16 protein-coding genes are annotated in these 22,957 nt (G+C 42.7%); 12 read left to right on the top strand and 4 right to left on the bottom strand.

The window, feature by feature from the left end; genetic code table 11:
• Positions 1 to 28 precede the first annotated feature (28 nt).
• From F4V51_RS24670 to F4V51_RS24660, 3 genes are all read left to right on the top strand, one after another.
• On the top strand, positions 29 to 445 hold the full coding sequence (locus F4V51_RS24670) for a hypothetical protein (RefSeq protein WP_153979965.1): 417 nt from the start codon (positions 29 to 31) through the stop codon (positions 443 to 445).
• 191 nt (positions 446 to 636) lie between these two features.
• Positions 637 to 2,205 carry an ATP-binding protein gene (locus F4V51_RS24665; protein WP_153979964.1) on the top strand — a complete coding sequence of 523 codons (1,569 nt, stop codon included), beginning with the start codon at positions 637 to 639 and terminating at the stop codon, positions 2,203 to 2,205.
• 52 nt (positions 2,206 to 2,257) lie between these two features.
• Positions 2,258 to 6,709, top strand: coding sequence for a hypothetical protein (locus F4V51_RS24660; RefSeq protein WP_153979963.1), 4,452 nt, complete (start codon positions 2,258 to 2,260; stop codon positions 6,707 to 6,709).
• Here the strand turns inward: F4V51_RS24660 and F4V51_RS24655 are convergent.
• Entirely contained in the window at positions 6,691 to 7,389 is a 699-nt protein-coding gene (locus F4V51_RS24655; RefSeq protein ID WP_153979962.1) for a response regulator transcription factor, read from the bottom strand. The two genes, F4V51_RS24660 and F4V51_RS24655, sit on opposite strands and share 19 nt — an antisense overlap.
• 164 nt (positions 7,390 to 7,553) lie before the next feature.
• On the opposite strand from F4V51_RS24655, the gene F4V51_RS24650 reads away from it, so the two are divergent.
• The 8 genes from F4V51_RS24650 to F4V51_RS24615 all read left to right on the top strand — a co-directional run bounded on the left by F4V51_RS24650 (position 7,554) and on the right by F4V51_RS24615 (position 20,328).
• The gene (locus F4V51_RS24650) at positions 7,554 to 8,915 is read left to right on the top strand and encodes a sugar phosphate nucleotidyltransferase (protein WP_153979961.1); all 1,362 of its coding nucleotides are present in this window, start codon (positions 7,554 to 7,556) and stop codon (positions 8,913 to 8,915) included.
• 4 nt (positions 8,916 to 8,919) lie between these two features.
• Entirely contained in the window at positions 8,920 to 11,781 is a 2,862-nt protein-coding gene (locus tag F4V51_RS24645) for a PAS domain-containing sensor histidine kinase (protein ID WP_153979960.1), read from the top strand.
• A 167-nt stretch (positions 11,782 to 11,948) separates the two neighbouring features.
• Positions 11,949 to 14,510, top strand: coding sequence for a DUF3863 domain-containing protein (locus tag F4V51_RS24640; RefSeq protein WP_153979959.1), 2,562 nt, complete (start codon positions 11,949 to 11,951; stop codon positions 14,508 to 14,510).
• Between the two features lie 343 nt (positions 14,511 to 14,853).
• Entirely contained in the window at positions 14,854 to 16,200 is a 1,347-nt protein-coding gene (locus F4V51_RS24635; RefSeq protein WP_153979958.1) for a cytochrome ubiquinol oxidase subunit I, read from the top strand.
• Entirely contained in the window at positions 16,197 to 17,231 is a 1,035-nt protein-coding gene (locus F4V51_RS24630) for a cytochrome d ubiquinol oxidase subunit II (RefSeq protein ID WP_153979957.1), read from the top strand. The genes F4V51_RS24635 and F4V51_RS24630 overlap by 4 nt, the downstream gene beginning before the upstream one ends.
• Before the next feature lie 5 nt (positions 17,232 to 17,236).
• The gene (cydS, locus tag F4V51_RS28890) at positions 17,237 to 17,389 is read left to right on the top strand and encodes a cytochrome bd oxidase small subunit CydS family protein (protein WP_153979956.1); all 153 of its coding nucleotides are present in this window, start codon (positions 17,237 to 17,239) and stop codon (positions 17,387 to 17,389) included.
• Positions 17,390 to 17,456: 67 nt separating this feature from the next.
• Positions 17,457 to 18,497, top strand: coding sequence for an MBL fold metallo-hydrolase (locus tag F4V51_RS24620; protein WP_153979955.1), 1,041 nt, complete (start codon positions 17,457 to 17,459; stop codon positions 18,495 to 18,497).
• A 205-nt stretch (positions 18,498 to 18,702) separates the two neighbouring features.
• A complete protein-coding gene (locus F4V51_RS24615) occupies positions 18,703 to 20,328 on the top strand; it encodes an ABC-F family ATP-binding cassette domain-containing protein (protein ID WP_153979954.1) in 1,626 nt (541 codons plus the stop codon).
• Between the two features lie 106 nt (positions 20,329 to 20,434).
• Here the strand turns inward: F4V51_RS24615 and F4V51_RS24610 are convergent, their stop codons facing one another.
• Positions 20,435 to 20,623: a hypothetical protein gene (locus F4V51_RS24610; protein WP_095292429.1), complete on the bottom strand. Its 189-nt coding sequence runs from the start codon at positions 20,621 to 20,623 to the stop codon at positions 20,435 to 20,437.
• 291 nt (positions 20,624 to 20,914) lie between these two features.
• Here F4V51_RS24610 and F4V51_RS24605 point away from each other — a divergent pair, with 291 nt between their 5' ends.
• Complete coding sequence (locus F4V51_RS24605) at positions 20,915 to 21,802, top strand: cation diffusion facilitator family transporter (RefSeq protein WP_153979953.1); 888 nt, start codon at positions 20,915 to 20,917, stop codon at positions 21,800 to 21,802.
• 91 nt (positions 21,803 to 21,893) lie between these two features.
• Here F4V51_RS24605 and F4V51_RS24600 read toward each other — a convergent pair whose 3' ends face one another.
• Complete coding sequence (locus tag F4V51_RS24600) at positions 21,894 to 22,355, bottom strand: hypothetical protein (RefSeq protein WP_153979952.1); 462 nt, start codon at positions 22,353 to 22,355, stop codon at positions 21,894 to 21,896.
• A gap of 408 nt (positions 22,356 to 22,763) precedes the next feature.
• On the bottom strand, positions 22,764 to 22,928 hold the full coding sequence (locus tag F4V51_RS24595) for a DUF1328 domain-containing protein (RefSeq protein ID WP_082704249.1): 165 nt from the start codon (positions 22,926 to 22,928) through the stop codon (positions 22,764 to 22,766).
• Positions 22,929 to 22,957: the final 29 nt, after the last annotated feature.

Raw genomic sequence — 22,957 nt, 5'->3', positions numbered from 1 at the left:
ATCTAAAAAAAGGAATGAACTCCTATATATGAATGATACCAACATTATTGCTTTTTTGAAAGACAAGAAGTTGGGAGAAAGTTTGAACCTAAATTTTAGGCGTATGACTTCACTAGAGAGGGCATTAAGGGCACGAGGAATGAAGCTGTTTCATGGGGTTCCAGAGAAAAAGTGGGGTCAGTTGAATTTCAACATCACAGACACACTAGAACATATTGACGGTACTCGTGATCTTTACATTATAGATGGGAGAGCATTTGATGTTGAAGGCTTGGAAGGGATGTATTTTGTTCGGAACAGTCGCATCCTTCTTCTTCATGACGGTAACGAACAAGCTTCTCATATCTATGAGTTCTTGGAACGCAAGGTTCAGTATTTGTGGTGTCTGAGAGTACCCTTGATAGAGTTTGAGTTGGAATGTATTGCAAAACAAGTATTTATCTAATGAAATAGTAGAGGAGAGGAAACAGACTGTTTAGAAAAGTGAATAATGTACTTCAATCGGCTCTCCCGCTCACAATCGTAGTTCTTGCAATAACATTGCTGTATTTCTGTGCTATCCAATATTTGAATTCCCAGTATCGAGAACAGTCCGTACGTAGCCATGAAATGGAGTTAGAGCGGACGATAACCGTAATGAGTGACAAATTGGAATCAAGCTACTTGTTGTGGCAACAATCCTTTAAATATTTTGCTGAAACTGGATTGATAGAAACAGCCGCTGGAGAATTTAAACCCACTCAAGAGAATGTTGAAGTGTTACCTGACACATGGGCAGTTTTAAATAAGAAAGGAGAAGTAATTGTCTCCAATGGCGAGAAAATAACTGTCGCCACTAACATATTGGACACAGTGACTGATTCGACGTGCAGCTGGACAGAGTTTTCCATAGAAAATAATGAACCCCATCAGTACTTCACATGCAAAATACCAAATGAGAGGGGAGCTGAAGTGTATGCGATTCTTCAGATAGGACCTGCTCAATTATCTGAATTAATAGATGAAGATCTGCCATATCATGTTTCTATTTATAATCATGAGTATCGAGTCATTGCATCTGATTCGGAAGAAGAAATAGGGAATGCTGAGATTACTGAGTTAACCAAAAAAATGCTAGATGGTAATACAGGAAAGGAATCGTCTGGTGGAAGGAAAACGGCATATGGGTTTAGTGATACGATTGCAGGCCCTCTCTATGTGACAGCATGGATGGACGATACACAGGTATACAGCGAGTCTAATAGATTTAAAACGTGGAGTTATCTGTCGATTGTGCCTGCTGTAATTGTATGTATGTTCATCGCTCTTTGGTACCGAAAAATGATTATCTCTCGTGAAACGGATCAACAGCGGTCAAGGGATGTTCTTCATCAGGAGAGTTTGTTGAAGAGACAGGATGAGTTTCATGTACCACTCATGCAAGAGATTAGTCAAGGGATTGGCAGTGTTCATAGCCGATTAGGTACATTGACAGGTGGAGAGAGAATGAGGCTTTTGGGCTTTTATCGGGACATAGCTGCAGAATGGGGAAAGGAAGACGGATTGACTCTCAATTTGGAAAGAGCAGAGAAAAAGGCATTTTTCGATGAGCTTAATGATATGTTTACCAAGAGTCAGATTAAACATGAGAAAGAAATCGAAGTCGTTCTAAATCAATTGAGAGCGATGGAGGAGAGAGTAACGTCGCATTTTCAGACTGGGATGAACAATGAACTAGTGGATATTAATCTTCTTATCAAGGATACTGTCATATGGGCCAGAAAAAATATGACATTATCAGGTGTAGAACTGCTTTTTGAGTCAGAGGATATTCCGGCAGTTTTAATACATACAGTCTCTTTTCGCAAGATTATGGTCGGATTACTCGAGAATGCATTGGAAGCTTCCAATAAGCATCAATATAATTATTTGGGGAATACCCCTTCAAGAAAAATAAGTCGCTCCAGAAGTGAATTTACCAAAACAAAAATTCAAATATACACGCGTTTGGAACCCCAGGAAATTATCATTGAAATGGAAGATGAGGCAGGGGGGCTGGACGACAAAATGCGATATCAATATTTTCAGGAGAACTATTCTAAGAGTCTTCAAGAGCATGGATTTAGTCTGTTCCGAATGGATCAGTATCTGAAGAGCATTAACGGCAAACTAAAGCTTAGGAATACGGATCTTGGGTTAAAAGCAACCATTCGGGTACCTCGTTAGTTAGCAAGAGGTCTATTAAAATTTAGTTTTTTTAATGCATGGGGGGCGAAATATGAAACAACGTTTATACGCCTATAGATACGATGCTGCAGCTATCTTTTTCATAACTGCAGTCATCGGCATATTCTTGGCCCCGATTTATGCAGATGGGCACATAGTATTCAGTGATCTGGCATTTGGTTGGAGTTCAAACCGCTATATGGAAGAAATTGTTGGAGTATGGAACGAGCGATGGTCTACTTCAACACTATTCAACGCACCAAGATTGCTATATATTTTACCGTTTTATGTTATCTCCACTTTGTTTGAATATAGCGGAGCAGTATTGATAAAGTCTTTTATAACCTGCTTGCTTCTTGTATCAGCACTCTCCATGTATCTGTTTACTAAAAGGCTTGTCAGTGTGTATTACTCTAAAAACTTTACATTTCACCGAATTATGGCTTTAACCACAGGTTCCTTGTTTTACGGTATAAATCCTTGGGTTGTTTTTCGTATTCAACATATTTACTTATTATGCGGTTATAGCTTGTTTCCCTTGGTCTTAATGTTTTTTTTCAATGCATTTGATCCCAAATTTCAGTCACAGCGCATAGCTGGATATCAAATTTTTAAAATATACCGTAAAAATGTTGTAGATCTTTTTTTGCTGGCGTTTGTTTTTACAATAAGTGCTGCAGCTATTCATTATTTCTTTTTTGGTGCCATTTATTTGGCATTTTTCGCTTTATTATTATTAATGAAAATAAGTTGGCAGCATAGAAAAGGCGGGCTGCCGGTATTAGTCGGCATATATCGGAATTGGATGCTAAAAGGACTGATATTTGCTGCCTTCTTTTTTATGCTTAGCTTTTATTGGTTGTCTTTGTATGGCGGAAGTATATTGATGGAGGCGCAGGCTTCACAGCATAATATTAATGTTGTGGACACCCTATCTTTATTTAGTCGTAACAGTACGCTGCTGAATGTACTTCTAATGATTAGTTATTGGTGGCCAATGTTTCCTCTCAGCAGTCTACCCTTAGCCTTTTATATTTGTGGGGGGATCCTGCTCATTCTGATGCTCATTGGTATGATAGTTCGTTCTAAACGGAGAACCTTAATTCTTATTTTTGGGGGGATTGGCCTAGTACTTGCTCTAACTGCTACAGGTACGACTATTCCATGGCTTGCCAATGTCTTTGTGATAGCCGTTACAAAAACTCCTATAATTGGTTCGATGTTTCGCGACCCCAATAAAATTGTTGGCCTTTTAGCTATACATTTGGCTATTTTGCTCACGTTTGGTGTCATCCAAATTCAGGAGTGGCTGAAGGGTAGGCGGTTGGGCCGTCCTTTCAAGGTTGCAATGGTCATTGCGGTAATTGCGTGCTTATGGCTCTACATAAATCCGGTCCGTCATGCTTTCATTGCGGGGTATTATAAACCCGTTCAGATTCCTGAGGAATATCGTGAAATTCAAGATGAACTTATTAACGCGAATAATCACGATAGTAAAGCGCTCTATATCCCACTGGCAGATCAAATGATCCAAAATTATAACGGTGTAGCCACACCCAAGTGGAACACAGGAGATACTGCAATGGAAAAAGCCACTGGTGACTTTCAAGTATATTCTTCCTCAAAAAATACGTTGTTCCATCATGAAGGAAACGCACCAAGTATCGGATATTATATGAACTTTTTGCAATATCTGCTCGATCAAGGACTCAGTTCTAAATTAGGGGAGTTGTACGTGCCTTTTGGTATTAATCAACTTATATACCATAATGAATATTCAGGCCAGGTGGAACGTCAACAATTTAACGAGCAAATTCTGAATCTTCAAAAGGGCATAGATTTAACCTATAAAAACTCTATTTTCTCTAGTTATCGATTGGGTGATCCACTCCCATACATGTCATTGATGCCAAGCAAAGTCATCACACCTTATGGGTACAGCCGTGCTGAGAGTTACAATCATCATCCTGGATTTGACTTCAAACAATTTGGTGTTTTATACAGTGCTCTTGACCCTACGTTGCCAACAGTTCAAACGGCAAATTCAGGCGATTACATAGAGGCTTCTACTATGAATGATCTGTGGTTGAGCCAACTTCCAGAGTCTTATTATTTACGTCCTTTTGATGTCATTGAGGATGGGAATGCATTTTTGAAATGGTCTAAAACGTATGTGTCCAATGCCGATTGGATGTGGTTTCTCAGCTCGCAGGGAATACGTAATTTTCCGTTTGATATGGATATGGGGACAGGGACTGCTGTTACTTTTGCCAGCAATAAATTGGATGTAATGCCCTACCAGATGAATCAAATCGAAGGTAGAGTAGTTGCCGACTTCGATTCGTTATTAAAAACGGAAAAGTTCTTTGAGGCTGATAACCCTGGAATGTTTGATGTTCAGGCCAATCCCGTTGCTGCTTCTAATGATATCCCTTTGCTCCATGGAGAAATCATTAAAGGTGATCCCGATAATATATGGCAAGTGGCTAAATCCGGGTTGCTGGATGCCAAAGAAAACAATCCATATCGATTCTCTATTATAGCCTCTGGGAGAGGCACCAATAAAATGCATGTAAAAGTACGTTTTTATGATAAAGACATGAAAGAATTAGGCATTAGTTACGTTGTTGCTCCAACTGAAGAATACAATTTCGACGGGGTTAACTTTTTTGGGGAGTATGTGTCACCTCCTGGTAGTGCTCATATGCGGATTGATCTATTGAGCCAACAGCGTCCCGAGCAAAAAACGTACTGGTGGGTTCATGATATACTTCTTCAGGATTTAGAGGACTATAAAAAACCTAATACATTTACCATGATTAAAAGAATGGAAAAGGATACGACAGCCCATGTCTATGCCAGGGTGTTAAAAAATCAGGCTGGTGGAGAAATTGAAATTGATTTGCCAGATGGGATTAAAATGTCCATAAAAACTAAAAGTCAACAAATCAATCAGTTTGAATGGATTGATTTGGGTACGCATAAATTCCCAGGTGGAGAAACACCAATTACAGTAAGAAACCAAAATGGTTTTAATGCAATTAATACCTTTGCAATTGTTCCTGAGAATCTTGTAGAGAAAGTGTTATTTCCAATTAAACAGGCGGTTAAACGAGCCAAAGTTTTTTTTGTATTGGAGGCCGAGAATGATTTCGAGGGAATCGCCCAAATTCAATCTACAAGAACCTATCCGGAACTAAGTCTCGGAAGGGGATTGCGGTATCAGAAAGGTAGGCTGACCAAAAATATAGATATTTTAAAATCCGGGGAGTATACCCTGTCCCTGCTGGCAGATATACCCAGGTCTACGGGAGGAAAGATCATTGTTAGCTTGGAGAACATGCACACAGGTCTGACAGTGAAAAATGTAATTGGTTCCAATGACATCGTCCCCAATGAGGATAACAAATCTGAACATAAAGTGGTTATCACTGATCCATTGCGTGAAGGATTCAACAGGATACTTACCTCTTCAGATGCAATTTTGGAAGGCTACGGACAAGCAGATATCAAACCAATTTATCTTGAGTCTGGACAATATAAGCTGAGAATTGATTTTGATAGCCAGGTTCCTTCGATGGTTTCGTTAGACCAATTTCACATGATGCGCGGCAATGAGTATGACCTGTCAGATATATCGGAAGAGAAAAACAACTATGATTTTATTGAAGATCCTTCATCAGCATGTGCTTTTAGTGGACTAAGTTTGGGTGAACTAAAGTCGAGAGTATCCAAAGGAATATTAAACATTGAGTACGGTAAGACATATTCATGTGAGTGGTACGCACATACATCTGATCAGGTTCCGGTTATCGGTCAGGAAGAATATCTTGTTTCTTTTAATGCTAAGTCTGAATTCATACATGATAGACATATAAAGGTAGCCTTTCTCGATAGCTCCAATAAGTTGATTGAAACAACTTATATAGACGAAGTTGAGGAGAAGGACAAGTCGAGGTGGAACCATTATGCTCAACTTATCACAGCTCCCCAGCAGGCAGTTTCAATGCAAATACAGATATTGGCCAAAGGTAATGGTTTGAAAAATGGAAACTTTAGCATGAAAGATATCAATGTGATTCCATATCATCAGTTAGTTATGCTTGATCAAATCATGGTTGCAGAGGGAAGTGACAATTCTTCTGGCTTTTTTAGAACAGAAACGAGTGTTGCTAAGATAAATTATGAACGTACAAGTTCAATGAGTCGTATATTATCATTATCTAACCCGAGAGCAGAGCGGTTGCTTATTAACGAAATTGAGTCACCTAATCCATTGTGGGAGTTTACTCTAGGTGAAGAGAAGAAACGTGCTCTTTTGGCTGTTAATGGTGTTACATCAGGATTCATAACAACAGGCTCCGGTATAGGAGAAATACAGATTATATTAGTGCAATTTTATCATATAGGCTTGATCCTGCTCCCATTGGGATTACTAGGTGGTATAGCCTGCATGGTACCATGGAAAAGAAAACGGAAAAAAACTTATAGAACATATTTGTAACCGGTGCCCCAGACCGTTTTAATGTACCGAGGATTTTTGGGGTCCGGTTCAATTTTTTTACGCAAACTTGAGATATGCACATCGATTGTACGGTCCAGATAGGCACGCTCAGATCCTTTAATCCGATCCATAAGTTCGTTTCGAGTGAATACTTTTCCAGGGCTGCGATGAAACTCTTTCATTATTTCGAATTCAATATGTGTTACTTCAATCTCACAATCTTCAACAAAAAGTGTTCTTCTATACTCGTTAACACTTACACGCCCTGGAACTACAGTTGCTTCGTTAGATACAACGACTTTCTCAGAATGAAAAATCGAGGATCTTCTCAGAAGTGCTCTTATTCGTACGTCTAGCTCTTTAAGGCTGAAAGGTTTACATAGAAAATCATCTGCTCCATTTTGCAAGGCGCGCAATCGATCATTCAGCATTGTACTTGCGGAGATCATAAGCACCGGAATGGTAGAATGCTGGCGTAAAGACTGTACTAACTCATTTCCGTCTGTCTCTGGCAGCATCAGATCCGTTACAACAATGTCGGGTTTGAATCCTGAAAATGCCTGCAGAGCTTCACGTGCATTATGTGCACGTTCAGTTTGGTAGCCTTCTTCTTCGAGGAAAAAAGCGATCATATCTGCCAGGTTTCTTTCGTCTTCAATTAGTAGCACTTTTACGGACATACCAACACACCTCTTATGTATAGATTTGTTAAGAAATTGCTAAGAAAATATCTAGTATGACAAAAAAATGATGGAAGAAGTTTAATGATTTTATCCCAAAATATAGGATGGAAAGCATTGGGTCTATTAATTGTATAACACTTTGTGATGAAAGGGGCATTCAGATGCGCTTAATATTATTATCGGGTGGAGCGGGCAAACGTTTATGGCCTTTATCAAATAATAATCGACCCAAGCAATTTTTGCCCGTTCTTCAGCATGGTAATATAAGGGAAAGTATGCTGCAGAGAGTATGGCGTCAACTTGAGGGTGCTGGTATGACAGATAATGTTATTTTTTCTGCAAGCGGCAGTCAGAAGGAATTGATCACTAGCCAGTTATCAAGAAATGTTGAGGTAATTGAAGAGCCTGAAAGAAGAGATACATTTCCTGCCATTGCACTTGCTGCAGCACACCTTTACTCTCAGAATGTGGACAAAAATGAGGTTGTGGCTGTTATGCCGGTAGATGGTTATGCTGATGATTCTTTTATAAAACAGCTTGCACATTTACCTAAAATATTGGAACAATCCTATTCTGAAATTGCATTAATAGGAGTTAAACCAGATCATCCGTCTGAGAAATATGGTTACATTGTTCCTGGAAATACGGGGATAGCTAATATTCCTTATCACGTGGTAGAGTATTTTTCCGAAAAGCCAGATATCCTCAGGGCCGAACAGTTAATACAAAAAGGAGCTTTGTGGAATTGTGGCGTATTTGCTTTTCGTCTGGGTTACATGATTGATATTCTTCGTAAAAAAGGACTACCTTATCACTACCATCAATTGCGAGATATGTATAGTAAGGTTCCTAAATCCAGTTTTGATGTCGAAGTTGTGGAGAAATCAAACAAGACTGCAGTTATTACTTATGGTGGAACGTGGAAGGATCTTGGTACCTGGGATTCGCTAACTGAAGAAATGCTATCAAATGTAGCTGGAAAAGGTTATCTATGCAGGCATTCACAAGATTCGCATATTATTAATGAGCTTGATTTGCCAGTAAGTGTGTGGAAAGTACCTAACATTATTGTTGTAGCCGGTCCTGACGGTATTTTGGTAACTGACAGGAATGAGGCAACAGGTATCAAAAGCATGGTACAAGAAGTGGAAATTTCGCCGAGATACGAAGAGAGATTGTGGGGAAAGCAGACGGTTCTCATGCATAAAAAAAATGCCGAGGGGATTGAAACCATCACCAAACGTATCATCATTTCTCCAGGCAGAGGCATCAGTTATCAAGAACATTATTTGCGTAAAGAAGTGTGGACAATTGTGTCGGGCACGGGTGAGACATGTTTGAATGGGGCTGTTTCTCCAATAATGGCCGGAGATATTATCATTGTTGAGGCTGGAACAAGACATGCTATACGTGCGGGAAATGAACATTTAGAATTAATCGAGCTACAAGTCGGGAAGGAGATTGGTGAGATGGATACAATTAGATTCACGCATGATTGGGATTATACGCCGCTAACAAGTTGATACAATGACAAGAATTGCAAAAGACACACTTGAGACGATGCTAGCTGAAAAATTAAGAAGACCTTGGATCGGAACGCTGGTTTTGACCGTTTTGGGAACGATAGGAAGCATTTTTCCGGTTAGTTTATTCCACGGTGTCAATCTAGTGATGGGGTCTTTAGCTGCTTTGGTTGTACTTCGGATGTTCGGCGGCATATATGCAATGGTTTCAATATTATTAATCAACATGATGTACATGCTCATAACCGGAGACTGGACACACAACTTGGTTGACATGACGATTGTTGTTCCTGAGATAGCGTGTGTCTGGTATCTCCAATATAAAAGGAAAAATACAAGTGTTCTAAAGGCAGACACCTTCTATTGGATCTTCATGATCATTCCTTTTTTTGTGATAGGACAGTGGGGGTTAAATAAGGGTTTGGACAACATTCAATACTATTATTTGAGTTATAGTGTGAATGGTATGGTCAATGCCTTAATCGCGGGAGTTATTATAGATTACTGGATTACCAAGTATCCAACCAAAAGAGAGAGACCCTTTACCATTCCTTTATCCCGAATTGCATCCAAGTATGTGGTGGCGTTTGTCGTCGTTGTTTCCTTGATGCTCATAACAGCCGACAGTCGCAGACAAATGAATGATATTAAATCTTCAATACTGGCCAATCTTAAACATGCTGCATATGGAGTAATACAGGATTCGAATAGAGGGATTTTAAACCTTGAAAATATAACAGATAGTATGCAACTATATAAAGAATTTTATGCCGTAAATTTAGTGATTGTAGACAGAGAAGAGAGAATTGTTGCATCCGCTATAGATGAAATAAATAGTGGGGAGACATTGGATTTAAGTGGGTACCATATGATTGACATTGATGAAACACAAGTATATCAGAGAAACACAGATAAATTTGAAAGAGACGTTTTACAAAATTGGAAAAACACGTCGTTTATCTATGAGATTAATATACCCGATGTATTTCCATATAAAATGCTCATTGAAATGGATTCCAAACAATACTACAGCCATGTTCGGAAAATTTATTTACTGGCTCTTCAGTCCATTTATCTAATCATGTTAACATCCATGATGGTGGCCTCCCCGCTAAGCAAAAAAGTAGTGAGTCCGATGAAGGGCCTTACCAGATTGACAGGCTCGCTACCGCTCATTTTATTTCGTGAGAGACAGATCAGTTGGCCTTCTAGCCATGTTACGGAAGTTCAAATTCTTATCAATAATCTAAGAAAAATGGCCAATGTACTCGTCGAGCAGTTTGAACAAATCCGACAGGACAAGATGACATTAGAGGATCGCGTAAATCAGAGAACGTCCGAGTTACAAAATAGTGAAGAAATCAAGAAGGCAATAATAGATTCTTCAATTGATCCTATTGTTTCCGTTGAACCGAGCGGAATCATCATAGAGTTTAATCCTGCTGCGGAGCAATTGTTTGGATGGCAACGAAAGGAAGTAGTTGGTTTGGTCCAAGCCTCCTCTTTGTTCAAAGGGGCAAGCTGCGAAGAGATCAAAAACCGATTAAATGGTTTTGGGTATGTCAGACACCAACGTTTTGTCGTACTTACTGATGAGATTTCTGGTCTGCATCGAGACGGTTCAACTTTTCCTATTGAGTACAAGATTGTAGAAATTCAGGTAGGGAATAATGAGTCCTTGTATAACCTTTTTATCAGAGACATGACAGAGCGGACTATCGCAGAAGAAGAAAAGGTCAGACAAGCTCTTGCTCTGGAAAACTTGAATGGAGAATTGGTCAAAGGAAAAAGCGCTATTGAAGAACAACGTGACATTAGTGAACATTTCATTGAGTCTGTCAGAGAAGGATTGGTAATGTGTGATCCAAAAGGTGTAATTACAATTGTAAATCACCAGATAGAACTAATGTTTGGGTTAGGGCATTACAGAGGGAAATCTATATCGGAATTCGCCAAGGAAATCGATAATGCCTCGACAAAAGTAGATCTTCAGTTGGCGGAAAAAGTGAATTCGTTCTTGTTGAGGGAACTATCGTTTATTGAAACTGAATTCACCTATGGCGCTGTGGGATCAGAAGGGAATGTGTTTTCACTATATATTAAGCATGTAGAGAGCCCTCACAAGTCTATAAATCATGGATTCTTGCTAGTTTTTAGAGATCGAACGGAAGAAGAGCGGTTAAACCGAATGAAGAATGAACTAATTAGCGTTGTATCTCACGAATTAAGAACACCTATTGCAGCAATTATGGGACACGTAGAATTGATGCTTATGTATGATATCCCTTCGGAAAAACGTAATCAGTTTATGCAAACCATATCTGCAGAGGGAACACGATTAACGGGTCTTTTAGACGATTTTCTGGATATTCAGCGTTTGGAAAATGACCGAATGACATATCACATGACATATGTGCCTTTGCTTGAAATGGTGGAGGGCGTTGCTGAACAGTGGAATCTCAAAGCAAAGCAACGAATATATGTGCATGCTCTGGACGGTGACTTCTTCGCTTATGCTGATCGAAATCGAATGATCCAGGTACTTCACAACATAGTAGGGAATGCAGTGAAATACTCTCCTGGTGCAGATCGCATAGATATTACCGTCTGGGAGGGAGAAGAATATTTGTGCGTAGACGTAAGAGATTACGGCATCGGAATTGCAGAAAATGTCCAAGATAATCTTTTTACGAAGTTTTATAGAGTTGATAATTCGGATCACAGGCAAATCGGGGGAACTGGACTGGGATTATATATTTCTAAGAGAATTGTTGAAGATCATGAAGGAACCTTAACCTTCTCGTCAACTCCCAATAAAGGCAGCACTTTTATGATACGGTTGCCTAAGTATGATGAATTAATTTAAATGTGCTATGTAGACGAGTCTAAGGAGGTGGATATATAAATTTGCTATAAAACAGACGAAATGGCAGACATACCAGGATTTTAGAAAGGTCACCCGGCAGGGGTGACTGTTAGTGAGGAAGGTGAGGTACATTTTTACTCAACAATTCTACATAGGGCCTTATAATTATGATGGATAACTACAGGTTTGCTCAGAAAATCTTGTTTTGCCTGTTAAGTCTGCTGTTAATCATTAATGAACCGGCATATGTAGGAGCACAAATTGCAACAAAAGATATTTTTAACGATATCCGATATTCATATGCAAATTATGAAATCAATGAGTTGGCACGAAACAAAATCATTGAAGGATATAAGGATGGAACCTTTCGTCCAAATCAGTTTATTAATCGTGAAGAATTTGCAACTATGGTAGGCCGAGTTTTAAAGCTTCCTGTACCCACGTCTAATCAATGGGTACCAGCTAGAGTTTCATCTTGGGCTGAACCATGGATCGTTGCTGTTATGGAAGCCCAGATACCCAATGTTTTACCAAATAGACACTGGTTTGGTGCCAAAAACCGAGTGACTAAGGAAGAAGCCATTATGTGGTACGTGAGGGGATTAGGTGTAGGAGTAAAGCTAGAAAAAATGGATAACTTGCCTGATTTTAATGATGTAGATCAGATTTCAGATGAGGCAAGAAACTCAGTTTGGCTAGCTCAACGACTTGGAATTATTCAGGGAAATGCGAATGGCGATTTGAAGCCACAGAGTATTTTAGATCGACAGGGAGCTGCTGCTATCTCTTATAGGGTATTTCGAAACGCAGCAAAGTACAAAGAAAGAGCCTTGAAGTTATTGGAAATGGTGGATTCCAAAGAAGGATCTGATTCGGAAAATCCGGTGGATCCAGGACCTACCCCGCCGAATCCGGTGGATCCAGGACCGACCCCGTCGAATCCGGTGGATCCAGGACCGACCCCACCGGATCCGGTAGATCCAGGGCCGACTCCGCCGGATCCGGTAGATCCAGGGCCGACCCTGCCGGATCCGATAGATCCAGGACCGACCCTGCCGGATCCGGTAGATCCAGGACCGACCCTGCCGGATCCGGTAGATCCAGGGCCGACCCCACCGGATCCGGTGGACCCTGTCGTGGATCCTATCACTGTTTCACTTGCTACCTATACGATTCCTGCAACGCATGAGGCTTACGGATCTAATTGGAAAATGGTATATACTTTTATAGATGTTCAGGGTCAAGAGATACCTTCCAATCGGCTACCTGCAGATCTACAAGTTACTTTTTCAGATGATTTGCAGATTTTAGGTTCGGATGGGGATATTTCAAATTTTTACAATATCCCGCCTTCAGGATCCTCAGTAGAAGGTCAGATCAGCGTAGTATCCTTGCAAAATGGAATTGACTTTAATCAATCTTTCAGTTTGACAGTCGAACCTTCTTCAATAGGACAACAATACTTTGGGGTTTCTATTTTGCTTGAAGATACCGGGGCTCAGGCGACAACCATTGCCGAAATGGATGAAATCCGAAGCATGTTGTCTACTATCGATCCATCATTAAAGGTGACATGGGCTCTGGATAACCGTTTTGTTTTTAATGAGAGTCAGCGTCCGCAATTAAAGCGTCTGTTAGAATATATAGATGCTTACGGCGATGAGGTAGGAATAGCAGCAGGTTACCCAAATAATAACTACTCGTTATCTGAATGGGCAAGTGAGATGAACTCATGGATGTATATGTATCGGTACAATGCATTAACCAACCTGCACGAGGGAGGAACGAATGGGCAATCTTCGGTTTGGAACAGCATTCCGGAAGCTTATCGGCCCAAGTCATTATCCACCTATGCAGTGAATCCCGAGCAAGCCATGTGGCTGAAACAAAATTTTAATATTGATTCGTTTATGGGATGGGCTGCAACGCAATATAACGTTGATCAACTTTCAGCGGAGGGTTCGCCTTTGATGCCTTACTGGTCCAATATTAACAATCCTATGGTGCCTGCTCAATCGTCTGGGGACAACAGTGGATTGATTTTCATGAATGCAATAACAATTGATCCTATCGGCTCACGTTACATCACAGGTTCATCCCGCTGGACAATTCATCCCGCAGACCCTTATGTTGATGAGATGAGTGCATTTCCCCAATTGCGGACAACGGCAAATTATATTAATAATCCGTATCGCAATTTAAACACTCAAAATTACTTATCACTAGTCGTAGGTGCTAATTGGATAATGCGAACTCCGAATTTAAAATCTAATTTTTCGGCCTATGTTAATCAATTCCCTGCAGGAGCAAAAACGAATATCGTGGGTGTACACCAGTTGTCAGAGACCTTCAAACAGCGTTCTGGAGGCAGCAATGATAACACCAGTTTCACTCTGATGTTCCGTGGTACGGGTTACACAACTTCATTGGGCAGCTATGTGTCTCCAGAAAATTTGCGCTATCTTTGGATGGAGACCAAGACAGAGAGAATAATATTAGCAAAAGAAGACCAAGAAACGGAATGGAATGTTATAGACTTTACAGATTATTCACGAACACCTATACCGATACTGCCTTACACCAAGCATGGTGCAGCAGAAGACATCAGTTATGTAACCGGGAGGAATTACAAGTTGGCTCCTGACGCACCTCTTGCACAATCTGAGGTGGATCGAGTGAAGCAGAGACTTCAATCTATACTATTTAACGAATCGGTACGTATACCTTAACAAATTTGCTTAATGAGCAAGGATATCAACATGTTAGCCTTTATCTTTCGGGGAGTGAGTTCTTCTCGAGGATAAAGGCTTTTTTTGTTTTTCAAATTTTCAGGATAAAAAACCATGAACTTTTGCAAACTGTCTATAGCGCCATAATTTGCATCGGATCAAAAGGAGGATGGCAGGTATATGTTTCGCAAACAGGAGAAAACGCTCATTATTGTCTGCCTGGTCGCAGCAGTGGTCGTACTGTATGCCGTTGTAAAAAGTATCATGCGTATCATGAGTTATTGAGCTATTAGGACAAGCAGATACATGAAGCTTTACATCATGATGAAGAGGAGTGTCACCCATGTCATCGCTGGACCCTGTTCTGCTCAGCCGGATTCTGACCGGTCTGACCCTGGCTGTACATATTATATTCGCCTCCATCGGCGTAGGCGTTCCGCTAATGATTGCGCTGGCCGAATGGCGGGGGCTGCGAACGAACGATATCCATTACACCTTGCTGGCACGCAGATGGGCACGGGGCTTTGTCATCACCGTGGCTGTAGGTGTCGTTACCGGAACCTCCATTGGTTTGCAGCTTAGCCTGCTGTGGCCGATGTTTATGCGGGTCGCGGGTCAGGCGATTGCCCTGCCGCTGTTTATGGAGACGTTCGCCTTTTTCGTGGAAGCGATCTTTCTGGGAATTTACCTGTATACCTGGGATCGGTTCAAGAAGAAATACACTCACATGCTGCTGCTCATTCCGGTAGCATTGGGATCATCCGCTTCGGCCATCTTCATTACAACCGTGAATTCCTTCATGAATCAGCCTCAAGGATTTACTTTGATTAATGGCATCATGAAGGATATTCATCCGATTGCAGCCATGTTGAACCCTGCTACGCCAACCAAGGTCTCTCACGTGCTGGGATCCTCATATACGCTCAGTGCCGGTATTCTTGCAGGTATCGCTGCGTTCAGTCTGCTGCGTGGTCGTGACCATGTTTATTACAAAAAGGCACTTAAGCTCACCACGGTATGTGCCCTAGTGTTTGCGGTTAGTACAGTCATGATCGGCGACTCCTCGGGCAAGTTTCTGGCGAAATACCAGCCGGAGAAGCTGGCTGCGGCAGAATGGCACTTCAAGACCATGAAGGAGGCCCCACTCGTCTATGGTGGAATACTCGACGAGAATAATGAGGTGAAATATGCGATTGAAATTCCGTATGCGCTCAGTATTCTCGCGGGGAATCGGCTGGACACCGAAGTGAAGGGACTGGAAGAGTATCCTGCTGATCTGCGGCCGCCGTTGTCCATTCATTACATGTTTGACCTGAAAGTAACGACAGGCGTGATCATCCTGCTGATTCCTGTTCTGTATGTGTTCCGCCGCTGGCTTCCGGGACGAAAGCCGTATCCGAAATGGCTCCTGCTCGGAATTGTTTTTCTCGGTCCACTGGCCATGATTGCCATTGAGCTGGGTTGGATGTTTGCCGAGGTAGGCAGGCAGCCATGGATTCTGCGGGGATACATGAAAGTGTCGGAAGCAGCTACTACCTCTACCTCGGTAGGATGGATGCTCGTTCTGTTCATCCTGTTATATCTGGTCCTGTGTTTTTCTGCTATTCGAGTACTCAGCAAGCTATTCCGGAACAAGGAAGCCGAGAAAGAGCTGGATTCGCTTGGACTTGAGGGAGGGATTGTCCATTGAGCTTCGAAATTGCTGGCATTGCGATATTATGGACATTTTTGTTTGGTTATTTGATCGTGGCTTCCATTGATTTTGGAGCAGGCTTTTTCAGTTTTTATAGCTTGCTCACAGGACATGAGAACAAAATCCATAACATTATTCAGCGCTACCTGTCACCAGTGTGGGAAGTGACGAATGTGTTTCTGATCTTTTTCGTCGTTGGTTTGGTAGGGTTCTATCCGGATAGTGCCTTTTATTATGGAACAGCTCTTCTGGTCCCCGGCTCCCTGGCTATTGTACTGCTGGCTATTAGGGGTGTCTACTACGCGTACAATACCTATGGCAATCATGGTAAAAACAGTCGCATTTACATGGCTCTATATGGTGCGACGGGATTATTGATCCCGGCTGTATTTTCTACGATATTGGCCATTTCAGAGGGCGGAATCATTGAGCAGGTTGGTGAGCAGGTGTTTTTTCGCTGGGGTGAATTCCTGACGAACCCATATACCTGGTCGGTTGTACTGCTTGCGCTTGTCAGTGTGCTTTATATTTCGGCGATGTTTCTGTCCTATTATGCCAAGAGAGCTGAAGATGAGGCGGCATTTGAAGTGCTGAGGGAATACGCACTGCTGTGGAGCTTGCCCACGATTTTTGCCAGCTTCCTGGCGTTCCTGCAGATTAACAAACAGAATCCCGTGCACTTTGATCAAATGGTCAATATTTCGTGGATGTTTATCGCATCGTTTATTTGTTTTGTGATTGCGGTCTCTCTTGTATGGAAGCGAAAGTACCTCGGCTCTTGCTTCATCGCCGTGATGCTTCAATTCGCCTTCGCCTGGTATGGATATGGCAGGTCGCATCTGCCTTATATCCTGTATCCGTACATTAACATCTATGACAGCTTTACCAACCGGACGATGGGGATCGCGCTCATCACGGCATTCAGTCTCGGTCTGCTGGTGCTGATTCCGTCGCTAATCCTCATTATGAAGCTGTTTCTGTTTGATGCGAATTACGTCCGTGGCCAATCGGGTAAAAAGAAAGGATGATCCTCATGAATCTGGAAGGGGTAACTGGCATTCCGGGCATAACGGGTTTGAGCTTCTTTGAAGAATTCACGATCATGTATGCACCGCCGCTCATTATTGTTGCTGCGATTGCGTTTCTGTTCGTGTATCTGGCAGTATGCAAAAACCCAAAAGATTAACGCGCCTCTCTTTTTTCAAAATGGCTTAGGTTGGGTTAAGATATTAGGAAGGGAGGAGGGCCCTTTCATGCCGAAAATCCGTTATAACAACATTGATAATGTAAGTACGGACAAAACGTTAAAGGAATTCAAGCAGTGGAGGGAGCAGCGGCGGAGCAAGGTGAAGGATTATTCCTATACCGTGCCCAAACACCCGCCTGAGCTGGATTACCTGCATGCCAACCGGGATGAGACAACGATTACCTGGATCGGTCACTCCACTTTTTTTATTCAATATTATGGACTGAACATCGTGACTGACCCCGTGTGGGCCGAAAAAATGGGATTTCAACGGAGACTGGGTCCCCCCGGTATTCCGATTCAAGATATTCCACCGCTGGATGTCATCCTGATCTCCCATTCTCACTATGATCATTTGCATCTCGCTTCATTGCGGAAGCTCGTTACCGCCAAAACCTTGCTGATTGTACCGGATGGGCTTAAACGAAAAATGGTGCGCAAGGGCTTCCATCGTTGCCATGAGATGAAGTGGTGGGAGCATATCGTGCTCGGCGGCGTCAAAATCACCTTTGTCCCTGCACAGCACTGGACCCGCCGGACGTTGTTTGATACGAATACATCCCACTGGGGAGGCTATGTACTGGAGCAGCATCATGGGCTGACGCCATCATCCGAGGAGAGTGCGGCTGCAAGTGAACAGAACGAACCGTCCTCAGATTCAAGAACGCAGAATTCGCAGCAATCAGAGGGACCACCTGTTTTGTATTTTGTTGGGGATACAGGCTACTTTCAGGGCTTCAAAACGATTGGAGAGCGCTTTGACATCGGTGTTACGTTAATGCCGATTGGTGCCTATGAACCCGAATGGTTTATGACATCCCAGCACGTCACGCCGGAAGAAGCGCTGCAAGGTTTCGTGGAGTCCGGTTCACAGCTTATGGTTCCGATGCATTATGGCACGTTTAAACTCGCGGATGATACGCCTAAGGAAGCGCTGGATCGGCTGGAAGTTGAACGTGAACGACTCGGAATCCACAAAGAACGAATCCGGGTGCTCGGACACGGTGAGACCCTGCGTATTCGTCATGAGGATCATAGAAAGAGCTAACAAAAGCGGGCTAAATATGCTAAGGTAAGGATATATCCGCAGCAGTTGCACAATTACCAAAACTTTAACGAGTAAAAAGCGGCTAATTTTCGAATTTGCCGTTTTTTTGTGTTATAATATGGTGCCAGAATAGGCTACGGGATATTGAATCCATGATTGCTATGAATGCAGTAGCAGATTATTAAAATAAAGGATGGTATGCTTAATGATTAGTACAAGCGGCATCACGCTCCGCTACGGAAAACGTGCACTTTTTGAAGATGTGAATATCAAATTCACGCCAGGCAACTGTTATGGCCTGATCGGCGCCAACGGAGCCGGCAAATCAACATTCCTGAAAATTTTGTCCGGTGAAATTGAAGCAAACTCGGGAGAGGTGCACATTACCCCGGGCGAACGTATGGCCGTTTTGAAGCAAAACCACTTTGAATATGATGAGTACCCGGTTCTCGAAACCGTAATTATGGGCCACAGTCGTCTTTACTCGATTATGAAAGAGAAGGATGCACTGTATGCCAAAGCGGACTTTACTGAAGAAGATGGTCTGCGTGCTGGTGAGCTTGAAGGTGAATTCGCCGAGCTGAATGGCTGGGATGCTGAGCCGGATGCAGCGGCACTCCTGATCGGTCTGGGTATCGATCGTGACATGCATGAGAAGAAGATGACAGAGCTGAGTGGTAACGAGAAGGTTCGCGTTTTGCTGGCACAGGCATTGTTTGGTACTCCAAACAATCTGCTGCTCGATGAGCCTACCAACCACTTGGATCTTGAATCCATTCAATGGCTCGAGAACTTCCTGATGGATTATGAAGGTACCGTTATTGTGGTATCCCATGACCGTCACTTCTTGAACAAGGTATGTACACACATTGCGGATATCGATTTCGGTAAAATCCAGCTGTATGTAGGTAACTATGACTTCTGGTACGAATCCAGCCAACTGGCGCTCGCGTTGCAGCGTGATGCGAACAAGAAAAAAGAAGAGAAGATTAAAGAGCTGCAAGCCTTTATTCAACGTTTCTCCGCGAATGCATCCAAGTCGAAGCAAGCGACTTCGCGTAAGAAGCAGCTCGACAAAATCACGCTGGATGATCTTCGTCCATCAAACCGTAAATATCCGTTCATCAACTTCAAACCTGAGCGTGAAGCAGGCAAGCAATTGTTGACTGTTGATCGTGTAAGCAAATCGGTTGAAGGCGAGAACATGCTGAATGATATCAGCTTCGTGGTAAACAAAGGGGATAAAATTGCTTTTGTTGGTCCTAACGGTAATGCCAAATCTCTTCTGTTTGACGTTCTGATGGGCGAAGTAGAGGCTGAAGGCGGTGAATATACTTGGGGTGTAACGACAACTCAGGCTTATTTCCCGAAAGACAACTCCAAATACTTTGACGGCGTAGAGATGACTCTGGTGGATTGGTTGCGTCAGTATTCCAAAGATCAGGATGAAACGTATCTGCGTGGGTTCCTGGGTCGTATGCTGTTCTCCGGAGAAGAAGCACTCAAAAAAGCGAGTGTGCTGTCCGGGGGAGAGAAGGTTCGCTGTATGCTGGCGAAGATGATGCAAACGGGCGCGAACGTACTCATTCTGGATGAGCCAACGAACCACTTGGATCTCGAATCCATCACGGCACTGAATAACGGTCTGATCGATTTTGACGGCACGATGCTGTTCACTTCCCATGACCATCAGTTCATCCAAACCATTGCGAACCGGATTATCGAAATTACGCCAAATGGCCTTATTGATCGCCAAATGAGCTATGATGAATATCTGGAAAGTGATGAAATTAAAGAACTGCGCAAAAAAATGTACCCGGTTGAAGCTTAATTTAAAATAAGGTGGGGTTCAGAACCCCAATGTAATAAAAAAGAACCGCAAGCCCTGTTGAAAGGAGCTTGCGGTTCTTTTTCTTGCATGCAGATCCGAGATTTCTCTAGGATCCGCCTGTACGGCGGCGCTGATTGTTAGGCTTTTTATTGTTTTGGCTCTTCATCGCTTTTGGTCCGCCTTCAAAGTAGGCGCTGGATTGGTTACCAGAGTTCGCCTGTTGTTTCTTCTGCGCCAGTTTCTGGCGTATCGCATCCTGCAAACTGATTTTTTTCGGTTCAGTGTTTTCGCTCATCATTGTTTCCCTCCCGGTCTTACAGTAAGCCGTCCAAATTGGACGGGATGTACCTATTTTATACGTTTTGCAAAAGCCCCACAAGGGCAACCTGATAATAAGCGGGGATCCTTCACTTTTTGACTAGGCCAACACTTTTTCTCTAAGGCTACAGCCATGCGGTTTGGCAACTTTGTTTCGGCTTCCCTACAGCCATGCAACCTGGCAACACTGTTTCTATAGACCCACAAGGGTGGCATTTGGTACCATGTAAAAACCGTAATACGAAACGTAAAAGGAGTGTCGCCCGGTTTGAACGCTTATGAAGAAATACGTAAAGGGGAGCGGGGGGCTTGGGTCAGCATTGCAGCTTATCTGATCTTGTCCGCCTTTAAGCTAATCTGTGGATATTTATTCGCTTCCAGCGCATTGCTGGCAGATGGTTTTAATAACCTTACGGATATTGTTGCTTCGGTTGCCGTATTGATTGGACTTCGGATTTCCCAGAAACCGCCTGACTCAGACCATGCTTATGGGCATTTCAGAGCAGAGACCGTTGCTGCTTTAATTGCATCCTTTATTATGGCCATGGTTGGACTTCAGGTTTTGGTTGAAGCAGTACGTTCATGGTATGTTGGGGACTTTGCAGCACCAAACTTATGGTCTGCTGCCGTTGCAGTAATCTGTGCGGTGGTTATGCTGGGGGTGTACCGCTATAATCATCGCTTGGCACTGCAGATTAACAATCAGGCGCTTATGGCCGCGGCCAAGGATAATCGGTCAGATGCCTGGGTGAGTATCGGAGCGGCAGTCGGCATTGTGGGGGCCCAATTTGGTTTACCGTGGTTGGACAAGGTAGCCGCAATTGCTGTAGGACTTCTGATCTGCAAAACCGCTTGGGAAATCTTCCGGGATTCCACGCATCGCTTAACGGATGGATTCGATCAAGATCAGTTAACGGATCTTAGGTCATCTGTAGCACGGGTTCCTGGGGTAGAGATGATTAAGGACGTCAAGGCACGTGTCCATGGGAGTCATGTGCTTGTGGATGTGGTCATTGAAGTGGATGGCGGGCTTAGTTTAATTGAAGGTCATCGGATCTGTGATCAAGTGGAGGAACGGCTGAAGCGTTCACACAATATAATGCATGTTCACGTGCATGTTGAGCCGAGAATGGAAGACATGGCAGAACCTACATGAGTGATCTGAGCTAAATATTTTTGGTTAAAAAAAGAGGACAGACGCTATGAGCGCTGTCCTCTTTACTTATGTTCAGAACGATTATACGATACTATTTAATGGCAACGTGGATCCACGCTTTGCCTTTCCAAGTGTACACTTGAACCCATTCGCCACCATCGAAACCGTCTACAACTTCACCAGTTGTATCGATTACTTGGGCACTGAGTGCACCGATTGGTTTACCGTTAGGTGCATCGTAGAACCAAGTGCGCTCCAGAAGGTTAAGCAGCATGGTAGGTACAAGAACCTCATCACCTGGTTTAACAACAGGCTCGTCGAAGATTTTGTCATCATCCGTGCCATATGTTGCGCCAGTAACCGTTTCTGTTGTACCTTCTACGGTTTCTACAACCGGTTTGTTTACTTCAACAGCAGGTGTTGTTTCCACAGTTGTTGCCTGAGTTCCTGTCTCCGGAGTTACAGTTCCAGTAACCGCTTCCTCAGCGCCGGCAGCAGCAGCCATCGAACCCATCAAAGTCAAAGCAGCGGCAAAACTTACGATTTTTTTCATTGTTTTTTCCTCCTCGGATTAGGTATGTAATTTGTTGTTCTGTGTTAAAAGTAACCAAGCGACCTCACTTGTGAATCAACATTTTAACAATATTTTCTTTTATTCTCCAGAGTCAACTGGAGCAATTGTGGGTATATGGGAAGCTTGTAAATATCAGACCACAGTGGGAGAAAACCGGGATGGCTATGTAAAAAAGTCCTGTTTGTGGTTAAAAATCCGGTTTAAAGAGAAGTGCGAATGGAATAGGGAAGAAAGGAGTGTAATACATAATAATTAGATGGGGGGACCTTATGCCCTGGGACAATCGATTCAAAAATGACAGACACATAACAAAAGCCTAACGGCTTTTGCAAGCACGCTAGGCTTTTGTATGTAATCTGTTGAAGAGATGATCCAGAGCAACCGGATTCATCGCATTCGGCTGCGTCCGGTAATCAGGGAGATGACGAACAATACAACAAAGATGAAGAAGAGGACTTTGGCAATCGAAGCAGCTGCCTCAACAATACCGAAGAATCCGAAAATCCCTGCTACAAGAGCAATAACTAGAAATAGTACAGACCATTTCAACATGAGTATTCATCCTTTCGTTTGAGAATATG

This window comes from Paenibacillus xylanilyticus (assembly GCF_009664365.1).
GTDB lineage: Bacteria > Bacillota > Bacilli > Paenibacillales > Paenibacillaceae > Paenibacillus > Paenibacillus xylanilyticus_A.
The sequence above is the reverse complement of the archived record's forward strand: the minus strand, read 5'-3'. Positions and strand labels throughout refer to the sequence as shown.

Excerpts from the sequence above, each read along its gene's own strand:
- F4V51_RS24670 (WP_153979965.1), top strand. The coding sequence starts at position 29 with ATGAATGATACCAACATTATTGCTTTTTTGAAAGACAAGAAGTTGGGA.
- F4V51_RS24665 (WP_153979964.1), top strand. The coding sequence starts at position 637 with ATGAGTGACAAATTGGAATCAAGCTACTTGTTGTGGCAACAATCCTTT.
- F4V51_RS24660 (WP_153979963.1), top strand. The coding sequence starts at position 2,258 with ATGAAACAACGTTTATACGCCTATAGATACGATGCTGCAGCTATCTTT.
- F4V51_RS24655 (WP_153979962.1), bottom strand. The coding sequence starts at position 7,389 with ATGTCCGTAAAAGTGCTACTAATTGAAGACGAAAGAAACCTGGCAGAT.
- F4V51_RS24650 (WP_153979961.1), top strand. The coding sequence starts at position 7,554 with ATGCGCTTAATATTATTATCGGGTGGAGCGGGCAAACGTTTATGGCCT.
- F4V51_RS24645 (WP_153979960.1), top strand. The coding sequence starts at position 8,920 with ATGACAAGAATTGCAAAAGACACACTTGAGACGATGCTAGCTGAAAAA.
- F4V51_RS24640 (WP_153979959.1), top strand. The coding sequence starts at position 11,949 with ATGATGGATAACTACAGGTTTGCTCAGAAAATCTTGTTTTGCCTGTTA.
- F4V51_RS24635 (WP_153979958.1), top strand. The coding sequence starts at position 14,854 with ATGTCATCGCTGGACCCTGTTCTGCTCAGCCGGATTCTGACCGGTCTG.
- cydS (WP_153979956.1), top strand. The coding sequence starts at position 17,237 with ATGAATCTGGAAGGGGTAACTGGCATTCCGGGCATAACGGGTTTGAGC.
- F4V51_RS24620 (WP_153979955.1), top strand. The coding sequence starts at position 17,457 with ATGCCGAAAATCCGTTATAACAACATTGATAATGTAAGTACGGACAAA.
- F4V51_RS24615 (WP_153979954.1), top strand. The coding sequence starts at position 18,703 with ATGATTAGTACAAGCGGCATCACGCTCCGCTACGGAAAACGTGCACTT.
- F4V51_RS24610 (WP_095292429.1), bottom strand. The coding sequence starts at position 20,623 with ATGAGCGAAAACACTGAACCGAAAAAAATCAGTTTGCAGGATGCGATA.
- F4V51_RS24600 (WP_153979952.1), bottom strand. The coding sequence starts at position 22,355 with ATGAAAAAAATCGTAAGTTTTGCCGCTGCTTTGACTTTGATGGGTTCG.
- F4V51_RS24595 (WP_082704249.1), bottom strand. The coding sequence starts at position 22,928 with ATGTTGAAATGGTCTGTACTATTTCTAGTTATTGCTCTTGTAGCAGGG.